Origin of the sequence: Paenibacillus sp. FSL H8-0259 (genome assembly GCF_037963255.1) — a bacterium.
Lineage (GTDB): Bacteria > Bacillota > Bacilli > Paenibacillales > Paenibacillaceae > Paenibacillus_AQ > Paenibacillus_AQ phytohabitans.
In genome coordinates, this window is record NZ_CP150147.1 from 7,671,503 (window position 1) to 7,685,030 (window position 13,528).

At 46.1% G+C, this 13,528-nt stretch carries 7 protein-coding genes; all 7 read right to left on the reverse strand.

What is annotated here, in order from left to right; all coding sequences use genetic code 11:
* Nucleotides 1–41: 41 nt before the first annotated feature.
* Entirely contained in the window at nucleotides 42–2,759 is a 2,718-nt protein-coding gene (locus NSU01_RS33015; protein WP_076246564.1) for a stalk domain-containing protein, read from the reverse strand.
* 251 nt (nucleotides 2,760–3,010) lie between these two features.
* Nucleotides 3,011–7,045, reverse strand: coding sequence for a SwmB domain-containing protein (locus NSU01_RS33020; protein ID WP_076246385.1), 4,035 nt, complete (start codon nucleotides 7,043–7,045; stop codon nucleotides 3,011–3,013).
* 196 nt (nucleotides 7,046–7,241) lie between these two features.
* On the reverse strand, nucleotides 7,242–8,444 hold the full coding sequence (gene metK, locus NSU01_RS33025; protein ID WP_076246382.1) for a methionine adenosyltransferase: 1,203 nt from the start codon (nucleotides 8,442–8,444) through the stop codon (nucleotides 7,242–7,244).
* 203 nt (nucleotides 8,445–8,647) lie between these two features.
* Nucleotides 8,648–8,920, reverse strand: coding sequence for an alpha/beta-type small acid-soluble spore protein (locus tag NSU01_RS33030; protein WP_039303766.1), 273 nt, complete (start codon nucleotides 8,918–8,920; stop codon nucleotides 8,648–8,650).
* Between the two features lie 191 nt (nucleotides 8,921–9,111).
* The gene (locus NSU01_RS33035) at nucleotides 9,112–9,675 is read right to left on the reverse strand and encodes a hypothetical protein (protein WP_076246379.1); all 564 of its coding nucleotides are present in this window, start codon (nucleotides 9,673–9,675) and stop codon (nucleotides 9,112–9,114) included.
* Nucleotides 9,676–9,760: 85 nt separating this feature from the next.
* Complete coding sequence (locus NSU01_RS33040; protein WP_076246377.1) at nucleotides 9,761–12,583, reverse strand: S-layer homology domain-containing protein; 2,823 nt, start codon at nucleotides 12,581–12,583, stop codon at nucleotides 9,761–9,763.
* 584 nt (nucleotides 12,584–13,167) lie between these two features.
* On the reverse strand, nucleotides 13,168–13,509 hold the full coding sequence (locus NSU01_RS33045; RefSeq protein WP_042140234.1) for a hypothetical protein: 342 nt from the start codon (nucleotides 13,507–13,509) through the stop codon (nucleotides 13,168–13,170).
* Nucleotides 13,510–13,528 lie beyond the last annotated feature (19 nt).

Here is a 13,528-nt window from a genome sequence, read left to right on the forward strand (position 1 = left end):
TCTATCGGATCGTATTAAAGGCTTTCCTTTATACTAACATATCACGATTCGATAGTTACGGTCTTCGTTATCTGTTCCCATTTTACAGTGAGTCCTAGCTGTTCTGTCACGAGTCTAAGCGGTACTAAAGTCCTGCCATTCAGGATTAAAGGTGCTACATCAGCACTCTGGCGTTTCCCGTTAAGCAGGAATTCCTTCTTGTTTACCGTCAGATCCAGCGCTTTCGCTCCGCGAAGCACCATGATCTTCTTGGTATTCTGATCCCATATGGCATTCCCGCCAAAGGCATCAAGCACATATTTAATCGGCACATACGTGCTGCCATCCTTTACAATCGGCGCTACATCGATCGCCTGCTTTGTGCCGTTTACAAGCATCGACTTGGCTCCGATACTCATGGACGCCGTTCCCTTAGGCAATCCGGCTTCACTGGACAGCGAAGGCATAACGAAGGAAATATTATCAAAGGCTACCGTACCTGTCTTAGCCCGCTCGTCCTGGCCTTCCTCTACATTTACCACGTAAAGTCTCTTTAGGGAAGCCGGGAATTTAATCCCTGAACCGGAAAGATCAATATTGAGGTTCTTCCAGCCATTCCAGTCGATCACTTTGGCCAGATCAATATACGCTGTTGCCCCGCTGGCATCCGTTACCTCTGCACGCAGCCAGTTAAGACTCATATCCCCCATCACGTCTACGGACATAGACGTTGCCGTTGCCGGAATACTCTTGCCTGTTGTCCCGTTGAACTGGGCATAAGCATACATTTTACCGGTGCCAGCCGTCATGTCATAGCTAAGCGACAATACCTTCGAGCCAGCCCGTTCCGCACTGCCCGGGACAACTACCGCCGTACCTGTTACCCCTGCCGCGTTGGTTGTGAAGGCAAATGGATACGTGGCATTTTCGAAATTCTCCCAAGCCGTTGACGCCGCTGCAGAGAACACAACAGCTGTGCTGAAGCCGTCATAACGGGCAATGGCATATCCGGTTGTTACCCCCGGATCCACGGATTCGACAGTAAGCTTACCGTCACCTACATTCCCTTTAAAGCCGATAAACTCCCATTTCAGCGATGCAGCCGGAACGGCAATCGTTGCCCCGCTCTTCGACACCGCATTAACTGGAACAGATACGGAGGCTCCAGCTATAAGCGGCGCAGTAGTTGTGCTTGAAGTCAGACTTGTCAGGTCATCTCCGCCCAGAACGGTTACCTTGGTCTCTGCACTGGCCGAACCGCTGGTAGCCTTCAGGTTAACGGTTCCCGCCTTGACTGCGGTTGCTTCCCCTGCATTCACCGTAACACTACCGCCGCTAGAGCTCCAGGCAGGATTAGCTGCAGCTACATCAATTGGATTGTAGTAAGTATCATAGCCTTTTAGAGAATACGTAGCTTTTTGACCGATTAACAATACAGAACTGCCGCTGATCTTAATTCCTTTCACTTCACCTTGTGGAGCAGAAGTATATACACCAACGCCGTTAACGATGCTGCGCTGCTCTGTGCCGTACTCTGTATTAAAGGTAAGGGTAGTGGAGGTTTCCGCAAGCGGACGGTCTACCATCGTTGTAGAGCCACCTCCGTCCAGGTTGATCCCTTTCCAGACACCGATATTGGTCATGAACGATTGCAGCTCCGTCAGAGACAGTCCTGCACTATTGTTATTTTTCTCAGCTGCAATGACATATACATATCGTCCATCCTCTGAATAACCCAGAGCTGTGCGGGCACGATATCCGCCGATGCTGCTGGTGGAGCGGGAGAAGGGCGCTGCTTTCCCGTTATTAACGAGAATGGTATGCCCCCCGATCATCATCTGCAGTGTGGATGGGTCAAGCTCCTGCTGAGTAGTTTTGGAACGAAGCGTGTAGACACTGCTTAGCTTCTGGCCTACCACCAGATGAGCTTTTACAAATTGGGCTGCAAGCCCGTGAGTGCGCAGAATGTACGCCCCTTTAGGCACGGTTATCGGCAAGGCGGCATCAGGGGAAATCTGGGTAACGATATCATTCTCCACCAGTACCTCTGTAGGCGTCGTAGAGCTGTTCTTAGGCCGCTCCAGCGCTGTCCAGGCATCTGTGTAGATATAGGCGGCATTGGCATGACTGTAGGTAGAACTGCCGCCCTCAGGGTTATAGGCCCCTTTATTGATACCGGATAACGGAAACTGTGAACCATCCTCAGCAGTCAGCATGCCTTCGAATGTATATTCATCAATAACCGGCTTACGGTCTTTGGTCACGGCAAAAGCATACATTCCATCAAGCTGGGAAGGTGTAGATACTACAACCCCGCCTGATACTTGACCGCCGATCGGTGCACCTTCCCCGCCGGTATTGAAGTAATCCCCGTTAACTGCGGCCACTGCTCCGGTCTCTGCCGCCATACCTCCGGTACTTTGCCGCGTAGTCAGATTACCGCCTTTGCCCGTCATTACATCTACAGAGACATAAGGGTTATTCAAATCGACCCGGACCACGTCAGCCAGCCCTGTTACACTTTTTCCGGACCGCACGGTCGTAAATTTATATTTCATCATCATCGCGCCTGAAGTAATGACTTCTTCGCTCAGCTTTGTCACTGAGAAGGAGGCTGTAGCAGCTTGCGCTACTGAAGCGGAACTTGAGCCTAACCATCCGATGCCTTCATTTCCGATAACCGGCATGATCCATATTACACCTGCTATTGATGCCGCGATCCACTTTTTAGCAGGAGACCATTGACTTTTGTTTACTTGCTCTTTACTCTTTTTCCCCATGAAAAGCTCATTCATTTCAGCGTTACTCTCCCATCTATTTTGTACTCTTCAATCTCACTATCAATATCTGGATATCAGTTCCTATTTTAGGCTACATCTTTAATAGACTGATTTCCGGCTGAAAAGTTGCGATTTAAAGAGATTACCAGAAGGGATTTCAGACTATACCGAGTCATATCAGACCTCAAGCAGCCGCGCAAAAAAGCACCCGGCACATTGTGCCGGATGCTCCATTATTGTATAAAGTTCACTTACATATAAACTGCCATCTTCAGCATCCGATGCAGCATTACAGCAGCCTGTCCTCTGGTAGCGTTGCCTTGCGGCTGAAATTGCGTGGTGCTTATCCCCTGGATAATTCCTGCTTTGACCGCTTTGGCTACGAATTCCGTACTCTGGCTTAGAATTTTCGCCCTATCCTTAAACGGACTGAGGGTATCCATAACCGATGCGCTAAGCGTTATAGGCTGTCCTGTATACTCCATTGCCCTCACCATCATAATTGCCATTTGCTCACGGGTGATCTTATCCCCCGCACGGAAGGTCCCGTCTGTGTTGCCCGTTATAATACCGGCCTTCGCTGCTGCACCGATGTAATCGCCCGTTTGGCTGGACGACTGCACGTCCGTGAAACGCTGCGCTGTCCCGCTATCCCCTAACAGCCCCAGCCCTCTGCTCAGCATAACAGCAAATTCACTGCGGGTTATGGCTTGCTCCGGTTTAAACTGGCTTCCATAGCTATTATCGATAATATTCTTGGCTGCCAGTTCCGCTACAGCTGTATTACTCCAGTGTGTACCCATATCTGTAAAAGAGCGTGTGGACGTGAATGCTCCCACAATCTGATTCCCGCTGGTCAAAGCACGCTTGACCGTATAAGTCCCTTTAGTAATACTTGTTGTAGGAAGATAAGCGGCATCGTAATAGGAAAGATCCAATCTGGCTACAGAAGTCTGCTCACTATTATTAGGAGTTGTCGTCCTCACCGAATATTTCCCGGGTAAACTAAGCGCATTCTCGTTCGCATAATTACCCGTCACCGATGCTGCCAAACGAAGATCGGCAAGAGGGGTTATACTTGTAAGCCCCTGAGTTTGCAGTCTTTGGGCAAATGGGGCAAAAGCCTCTGATGGCATTTTCTCTATACGATAGATAAGCGAGATATTACTGCCAGTTGTATTGAGGCTGGCCACAATTCCGTTCAAATCTACCTTTCCGAGATCAACACTAAAGATCTGATCCCCGTAGCGTATACCAAAGTTCGAAGCCTTGTTGCGATTGAGCGCATCCATTAGCGGCTGCAGAGGTACTGTAACATAAGCAGCTAATTCTGTCGAAGGCACCTCAAATAGCAGAGCGGCTGTCCCTTGTGTATTTAAAAAAGTATAACTGGCAGCTAATCTCTCCGCATTAAGACTGTATCTTTTGACATTTTGGCTGTAGATGGAATGATCTGCCGCTATCACCGAAGAATCGCTTTTGAGCAGAGGAACCGCTTCTCCAAATTCACTAGCCTCCAGCGTACCCAGATAGGACGGCCGGTTACCGTCCGTTGTTACGGTCGTAACTCCAGTAAGGTTCTTCACCGGCAGCAGCGAGAAGGAAGCCAGTGCATTTCCATTGAGATCTCTAATAAAAGATGTACCTGAGGTATAAGAAAGATCGACCGTCTGTCCGCTCGTCACAGATCCGGAAAGCACCAGCTTGAGCACTGTCCCTGTTAGAGTATAGCTCTGCACTAACATACTTGTCCCATTCACTCTGACCGCAAACTGGGAGGTGCTAAGCATTGAAGAAGTCAGCATGCTTTGGGCAAAAGTTAGTGTAAGCTCATTCCCTGACACCGTTGCACTGCTGATTTCCGATACTACAATATCGCTAAGATCGACTGGTTTAAGATCAACATAGGCTGCACGGTTGCCGTTAAGATCGGTAATGCCTTTAACGCCAGGTACATAGGAGACTGTCACCGTCTGCCCAATAACCAGGCTGCTCTGAAGCGTTAATTTCACACTGCTTCCGCTTACTGCCACGTTGGTGACATAGTTAGGAGTACCTCCTACCAGCACTGAGAACTGGCTGTTCATCGGCAGATTGCTCTCTGACAGACCTTCATTATAGTTCAGCACAAGCTTTGTTCCGCTTCCCGTTGCATTCTGAAATACCGGAGCTACGCTGTCATTACTGTTTCGGATATTAAAATCAGAAAAATCGGCAATATTCTGTCCCAGTGAGTTGAGCAGCGGATACGAGCCTGCATAGTAGGATACCCTTACCACCTCTCCATTTCCAGCTTCCGCGCCCGTCGTTATATATACTGTGTTTCCGCTGGATCTAATTGAATCCACTCCAAGCGAATATCCTTCAGATGTTACTATAAACTGTTCCCGGGCATAAGAAGATACTGTTTTGAGCGTATCATTGAAGGTCAGCATCACCGTTTTGCCTGTAATTCTGCCTTCCTTAGGTGTAGGAAGTGAAGATTCTATACTGTTGGTAATTTGCATTGCTGAAAAGGTTACTGCAGCATTGCTGCTGGTATCCTGGATGGTCCGCACTCCGCCAGTATAGCTTATTTTGACATTCTGCCCTACGGCTATCCCTGTACTAAGAGTAAGATAGACACTGTCGCCCTGAACATAAGCGCTATCTACAGTACGATTCTCATCATTCACACTGACCGTAAAACTGGATGCCAGCAAAGCTATCGATGAATTGAGCATCTCATTATATTTCAAGCGGATCGTCCGGTTGTTATCCAGCGTTGCACCCGTAAGCAGAGGAGCCGTCTTATCCACAGCCACAGTGCGGAAACTCCATGATTTTGTACCGCTCAATCCCTCATATTGTGAGCTGGGATCTCCCGCATCCGTGAATGCCCCCTTAGCGATGTCTATATAATAAATAGTATCTGATTCGAGAGCTACGGTTGGCTTAATAATGAAATCCTTGGCTGTAGCACCTTGCTGGACAGCTGCCGCCACTTTTGTTCCATTGCTTTTGTATAGAACAACTCCATTAGTGACGGCACTATTATAGACCGCCTCCTTGTTAAAGCTAATTGTGATCGACTTAGATAACTCTACCGACTCACTCCGGTCTGCTGGCGATATAGCAGTTGCCGACAAACTTGTAAGTGAAGCCGTTGTAAACGTCCATGAATACGAACCCGCAGCCGGAAATATATGCCCATCCTGATCATAAAAAGCCCCTTGCGGAATTGTAACTGTATACAACGTACCATTCAACAGTGGCGAGGTCGCCGAGGCTGGCAGCAGTGTAATCGTCGAACTTCCCCCGCCAGTGACGCTCGTCGAGTTGACATTAATCCATCTCGTTCTGGAGTCATCCTGAGTACCTGGTGAGACAGAAATCGTTCCGGCTGCCGGACTCATCGGACGGTCAAAGTACAGTTTGATTGCCCCGCTTGCCGATGCACCAAATGAAGCATTTGCCGGGGCAGTGGATGCTGAAATTGTACCGCTGCCGGTCGTGGAGAAGCTCCAGCCGTTACCGCTCGATATTCCCGGAAAATTAGTATTATTGGCATCTTTGAACGCGTAAGAATCGATAAGCACATAATAATTTCCGCCTGCTGGAAGCTTATTGGCCAGAGTCAATGTAACAGTAGTGGAAGTGGCATCGCTCAACAGCCCTACTTTGGGCTCTCCGTCCCTGATGAGAAATTCCTGTATTACAGAGTTATCCGCAGAAGAGATCAGCCTGACGGAACCACCTCCTCCTGTAAGGACTCCAGCTAAGCGCAGACTCAACTGAGTTAATGCTCCGGATTCCACCCTAGAATTGTTCGCAGGGAACAAACTGCTTGCTACAATAGCCGGATTACTCTCTCCAGCCGTTGTGAAAGTCCAGCTGGTTAGCGCCGATTCATTACCTGAGCTATCTTTGAACAGCCCCTTAGGCACACTCACGCTGTATGTCTTATAAGGCGCAAACTTCAAGCTGGAGCCTAATTTGATTTCGTAATTAGTAGAATTGCCGATCAATCCTGAACTGCCAATAGCAATTTCCGTAAACATTGTTCCGGAGTCCTGCTCTGTAATTGTGATTTTCCCCGTTTGCGGAATAACCTGACGGTCAAATTTAAGTCCCAAAGAAGCCCCTACATTCACAAAAGCAGCACCATTAACTGGAGATGTTGTTATTCCGAACTCCGAAGCGGCATATACCGCAGATGTATGTACACCGATAGCCGGACTGCCCAGACCAAACAGCAGATTGCCTGCAATGATAATAGCCGTCCCTATTGATAATTTCTTGTTCATTCTTAATAAAGCTCCTTTCAGCCACTCGAGCATTTCTTCTATACTGTTATATTTCGGTTAAAGGGCTTCCAAAGTTTAGAAGATAGCCTCAAGCAGCACGGGCATCATCCCCTCGCTTATAAGAAGGCACAAAAAGCCCGTACAGACCTCCTCACTTCAAAGAAGGGGCTTGTACGGGCATAGTTAAATTATATTCTTAGATCCCTGCCTGGGCTTTCAACATATCTGCTTTGTCGACACGTTCCCAAGGAAGGTCAATATCTGTACGGCCAAAATGTCCATACGCTGCGGTCTGTCTATAAATAGGCTTACGCAAATCCAGCATGGAGATGATGCCTGCCGGACGAAGATCGAAGTTGCTGCTGATAAGATTCGCCAGCTTCTCTTCACTGATTTTGCCTGTTCCGTATGTATCTACATTGATCGAGACAGGATTAGCTACACCAATCGCATAAGCCAGTTGAATTTCACATTTGTCAGCAAGGCCTGCAGCAACCAGATTCTTCGCTACATAACGTGCAGCATAAGCTGCAGAACGGTCTACTTTGGTTGGATCCTTACCGGAGAATGCACCGCCGCCATGACGCGCATACCCGCCATATGTATCAACGATGATTTTGCGCCCGGTCAGACCGGCGTCACCCTGAGGACCACCAATCACAAAGCGGCCTGTCGGATTAATGAAATATTTAGTAGCTTCATCCAGTAGCTCAGCCGGGACAACAGGAAGAATAACATGCTCTTTAATGTCCGCCTGAATTTGCTCAAGAGAAATTTCTTCCGCATGCTGCGTGGAAACAACGATCGTATCTACACGAACCGGTCTCTCATCCTGATATTCAATTGTTACCTGAGTCTTGCCATCCGGGCGCAGATACTCAAGAGTTCCATTCTTACGAACCTCCGCCAAACGACGGGCAATCCGGTGCGACAAAGCAATCGGAAGCGGCATAAGTTCAGGAGTTTCATTAGTAGCAAAACCAAACATTAACCCTTGGTCACCAGCACCAATGTTAGCCGTTTCTTCAGCTACAAGGTCAGGATCCCGATTCTCCAGAGCTGCATTTACCCCTTGGGCGATGTCAGCAGACTGCTCATTTAATGAACTAAGCACTGCACAAGTGTTAAAATCAAAACCATATTTTGCACGGGTATAGCCGATTTCCTTAATCGTATTACGTACAATTGCCGGGATATCCACATATTCGGACTTGGTGCTGATCTCCCCAATAACAAGCACGAGGCCTGTTGCTACGGCTACCTCGCAGGCTACCCGGGCATTGGGATCGTTAGCAAGAAATGCATCGAGTACCGCATCGGATATCTGGTCACAGATTTTATCCGGATGTCCCTCTGTTACAGACTCAGAAGTAAACAAATGACGCCCTTTAATAGACATGTACAACTACCTCCCATATTGTTAGTCTGACACTGTATAAGGGGGCACCTTAGTAATTAACAGGCCAAATATATTAAGTAGAATAATAAAGACTGATAAGCCGGTTTATTCAAAAAATGAACCTTTTCCACATGGAAAAGGTCTAAGGCTTTCCTCAAAAGTCATATTATCTTATTTACCGGTTGCTGTCAATTGAAGGCAGCTTATGCGAAAAGAGACTGCTCCGCCTGTTTGATCAACCTCTTTGTAATTTCCCCGCCTACAGATCCATTATCTCTGGAAGTAAGGTGTCCCAGATACGGAGTACCACCGGTTGCACCGGCCCCGCCCGTCATTCCCAGCTCAGAAGCAAATTCCGTATCCATGCCACCGCCATATGATGCTCCATATAATCCAAATTCAGAAGCGATCTCATATTGCATTTGTTTCAGCATTGCCCGGCTCTCTGGTACAACTGTACGATTAGTGCGTGCCATGTTACAGCACCTCCTGTGAATTTTTTAAGATTACAGGTAGTATTGTGTGCGAATTCCAGAGGCCTCAGTCCGATCAATGTTTGTCAGCTGTGGGAATGAGTTCCGGGTGTATGTTCATGCATATTACAGGGCATTCTTAATATAGGAAGGAAAACATCATTTTACTGCTTACCAATGCGATGTGCAAATGCTTATTTCAAAGTGTATGAACCGCGGACCATAACAACAAGACCTAATGTCTGACCGTTCTGGACCGTGATTCCACGTCCATCCCTTGGGAAAGATAACAGGTGATTCGTTGGAGCAGCCGCGCCGTTTGCCAGATCTACACCATCTGTCAGATCAGCGACACCGTTAGCATCCTGGGAATAAATAATCGCCTTACCTGCGCGGACAATAAATTCTGCACCTGCACCGGCAATTAGAGTCTGTCCGGGTTTTACATCAACGATTTCGCTGGCATTCCCAGCAGTTCCGGTATTTCCGGTGCCTTGAGTTGGCGCAGGTGTCGGAGCTGTAGTTGCGGCAGGCGCATTCGTTGCACTTGGAGCTTGCGTTGGTGTAGTAATGGCCCCACCTTGCAAAGCTTTTTGAATCTGTTGATCTACATAACTCTTGGTGACAACAGGATCATCTGCTGTGCCTGGCTGTGAACCTACACCGGCACCTTCAGCTGTAATATTAAGCATCGAACCTGCCCATAGGCCACCAGCTAACAGTACCGCAGACATCGAGACTTTCCAAACCGTTTTCAACTAAATTCCTCCTCCACTCGGGATAAATGGCTATAAAAAAAGAATAGCCTCCGAAGAGGCTATTCTTTGCTTCGGTAATCGGAGATTACTTAGCGGAAATTTCAGTACCGTCAGTGATGATGTTGCCATCACCATCGTGAGCAGTTGCTGTTCCAGCAATTTTAACGATGATTCTGTTAACATCATTGGAATTCAGATCCAAAGTATCCGTAGCTGCTGCGTTAGGATCGATAGCTTTCTTCAAGAAAGTAACCGACCATTTGCCTTTATCCGATCCGTTAACAATCTTAGTTACTGTGTAGTTAGCTTGATTGATAACATTGGAAGCCGCAACATCATTGTTGATGTAGAATTGCAGATCCTGATCATTCAGCACTGTAATTTCTTTAGAGAATCCAAGGATAAGCTCATAAGAATTGCCGCTGGAAACTACTGCCGAAGTAAGAAGCGGGCTAGTTCTGCTAGTCAATTTACCAGTTTTGCTAACTGCTTCGATAGGGTTACCAGATGTATCAGTAACACCATTAACTACGAACTTGTAATCAGCCTTAGTTTCTGTGACAGAAGAGCTAGGGATATGAATTGTTGCACGAGCAAACTTCGGACTGGATGAAGGAGTAGTTACAACACCAGCATCTGTAAGAGTCTGGATTGTTACATAAGAACCAGCAGGCAATGCCTTGTCATCCAAAGTATAGCTGTTAATATCCAATACAGATGCAGTGTTCAGACCGCTTGCATCTTTAAGGTCAACAGTAACAGTAGCATCACCGTAAACTGTATCAGTTACAGCAGCTTTTGCACTGTCATTGATTACAATGCCATTGTTAAACAATACTGGAGCATCGCCATCAGTAGTTGCGGATCCAATAGTCACCGCCAATACAGTTGCAGCAAGTTTGTTAGCAGAGAAGGATTTATCTTTGAAGAGTCCTTCTGGCAGACGCACAGTGTATTCACCTGCTTCTACATTGACAGCAGTCAAGATGAACGATTTGCCGCTACCGCTTGTAGTGTTAGCAATCGAAGTAGATTGACCAGTTTTGTTGTTGATCAGAACTACAGAACCAACTCCACTATTTACAACATCTTCGGAGAATGTCAATTTAATGCCTTTAACAGTACCAGAAGTTGTGTAAGTAACACCAGTAACTGTAGGAGCTACAGTATCCTTAGTGAAAGTGATCGCTTGACTCGAAGCAGTTCCCAGCGTGTTACCGAGTGTATCCTTAACAGTTGCTCCGAATACAACGGATCCAGTGAAAGTGCCAGTGGATGGGAAGCTAGTCAAAGGACTCTGCAGAGTGAACTTTTTGCCGTTAGCAGTAGTAATCACGCTGAATGTACCTTGGCTTTCACCAACAGCATTCAGGAGACGAACATTACCCACCAAAGATGCGCGGTCAACATTCTTGTCAAACTCAACTTCAATGAACTTGTCGCTCACAGCTGTTACGCTCTTGATTACAGGAGCAGCAACATCGGATACAACAGTTACAGTTGTTTTGATTGGGTTTGGTGTAGCTACGTTACCTGCAAAGTCAGTTACATTAAGCAGGGATACGTCATAAGTTTTTCCGCTATCCAATGTTACTCCACTCAATTTGAATTCCGTGTAAGTATCATTCTGGACAGTTGTGGAAGCAGCAGAACCATTTACGTAAGCCACGATACCAGTAGTTTTAACTGGTTCGCTGAAAGTTACATAAACATCTTTAGTAGTTGCTTTAGCAGAAGAAGTAACAGAAGCAACAGTTGGGGCAACAGTATCAGCCACAGTCAGCAAAGTGGTGAATGCTGGGATAGCTTCGCCAGCTGTAGTTTTAACAGCATCGCTTACTACAACTGTGTAGTTGCCTTTAAGCGCCTTAACACCTGGAAGAGTAATAGTAGCTTCTGTATTATCAGCACTGAAAGTTACATAAGCGTTGGAAACTTCATCATCCTTGCTTCCTACCTTAGTTACTTTCACAACGCCGTCGATAACTTTGCTGGATTCAGCCAGTGTATCAACATCAATAGCGCGGTTGAATTTAACTACCACTTGCTTAGCGTTTGGAGCTGTTGCAGAAACAACCTTAGGCGCTTGCAGTGTTACTTTTGCAGTGTAGTCTTTTTCAAGATGCTTGAAGTTAATTGTAGTTTCAACGCCTGCTACCAGAGCAGTTGTCAATTCAACGTCTGCAGTTGTTTTGTCAGAGAAAGTTACAACTACTTTGGTTGGGCTTACTGCTTCAGCAGAAGCTACAGTCAATGTAGGTTTTACGGACATTTGATCAACTGCATAAGCTGTTTCTACTACCAAAGAGCGAGTAGCGTTAGCTTTGAAGTTAGTTGTTTGAGCAACCAGACCAGCGTTGATAACTGCTTGAGCATAGCCCTTAGCCCATACAGAAGCGGAGTTATCAGTTGTTGTAGGTTGTTCCAGTTTCAAAGCGCGGAACAATACAGCCGCTACTTCTTCAACTGTTACTTTACCGTTGTAGTCGAAAAGACCTTTAACAGTATCTTTACCTTGCATCAAGTTAGCTGCAGTAACAGCTTCGATGTAAGGAACAGCCCAGTTAGTAGCTGTGTAACCTTTATCTTTGTAAGACAACTTGCCAGTTACTTCAGTAAGACCGAACAATTTAGTAACGATCTTAGCGAATTCTGCGCGAGTCAAGTCTTTTTCAAGATGAGCTTGACCGTCTGGGTACCCATTGAGAATACCTTTAGCTGCCAAAGCATCAAATGCCTGTTGTGGAGTTGCTTTTGCTGTTTCACCAAATGCTACAGAGGCAAACATCGAGAATGCCATTGCTGTAGATAATGCTACGGATAAAATTTTCTTCATAACCTTTTTTTCTCCTCCTTGGACGTTCATGAACTGAGATTTTTCTTTAGTTGGGTAGCTCATGTCACTCATTAGCCGATGCACCCCCTTTCCCGAGTTGAGCATATTAAGTATAAATAATGTCTGTGACGGGTATCACAGAAACTTGTAAACAGCTTCAAGGCATAGTAATACTAGATTCCTAATTCTACCTAAGTATTATACAATGTGCCTCTAGTCACGTAAAGCTAATTTTTCCATTCGGCAATACGTTGTACCACTAAGGGTCAATCCGCATTTGCCTTGTGCAAGTGACTCTACACCTTAAACGCAATAGTTTCGAGAAAGTTGCGCTTTGTTCAAAAAAAACTTTTTTCTTTTGTATCCCGGCCCCGTTCCGATAGAAGATACAATATGTATGTTCTACTAACTATTGTTAATGTTGGGTGGCTACGGGAATCAGTATAGCATAGACACTTTCCAAACGTCATTAAGCAATATTTGTTAAGATAATAAACAAACATTTCCTAATACAGAAGCTCAATGAGTTAATAATAGTTACCCATATTTATATAGTACAAACGCATTTATCTAATGCATTTATCTAATAATGAACATAAAAACAGGCTACCGAGCGTATGCCGGCAACCTGTTACACTGTTTCTATACAAAAGGGTCTATCGGATCTTCATGGAAAGCTGTATCAATTCCTGACGCTTCTCAGGACTAGCGTTCACATTCTCATACATAGCATCGATCGCTGCGCGGTTCTCGCGGTAGCTCTTCTCATGTTTGATTGTGGTATGGGACCATTCGATCAAGGCATTCTCGGAAATGACCAGCTCATTATAGGCGTCATGGAATCCTGTAGATTGAACAAGTTCTTCCATTACTTCCTGAGTGATCTCCTGCAGCGCCCGTTTAGCTGCAATTTCCTTTTCCATAACCTTAGCTCTATTCTCAAACATATTCTTTGCTTTCATGTAATCCAATTGTGCTTTTGATAAAATCGGTTTCATCGATGGCTTTCTCCTTCTT

What these genes read in the sequence shown, in the direction of transcription:
- NSU01_RS33030 (WP_039303766.1), bottom strand. Translation starts at nt 8,920, where the DNA reads ATGGCACGCACTAATCGTACAGTTGTACCAGAGAGCCGGGCAATGCTG.
- metK (WP_076246382.1), bottom strand. Translation starts at nt 8,444, where the DNA reads ATGTCTATTAAAGGGCGTCATTTGTTTACTTCTGAGTCTGTAACAGAG.
- NSU01_RS33040 (WP_076246377.1), bottom strand. Translation starts at nt 12,583, where the DNA reads ATGAGTGACATGAGCTACCCAACTAAAGAAAAATCTCAGTTCATGAAC.
- NSU01_RS33015 (WP_076246564.1), bottom strand. Translation starts at nt 2,759, where the DNA reads ATGGGGAAAAAGAGTAAAGAGCAAGTAAACAAAAGTCAATGGTCTCCT.
- NSU01_RS33045 (WP_042140234.1), bottom strand. Translation starts at nt 13,509, where the DNA reads ATGAAACCGATTTTATCAAAAGCACAATTGGATTACATGAAAGCAAAG.
- NSU01_RS33020 (WP_076246385.1), bottom strand. Translation starts at nt 7,045, where the DNA reads ATGAACAAGAAATTATCAATAGGGACGGCTATTATCATTGCAGGCAAT.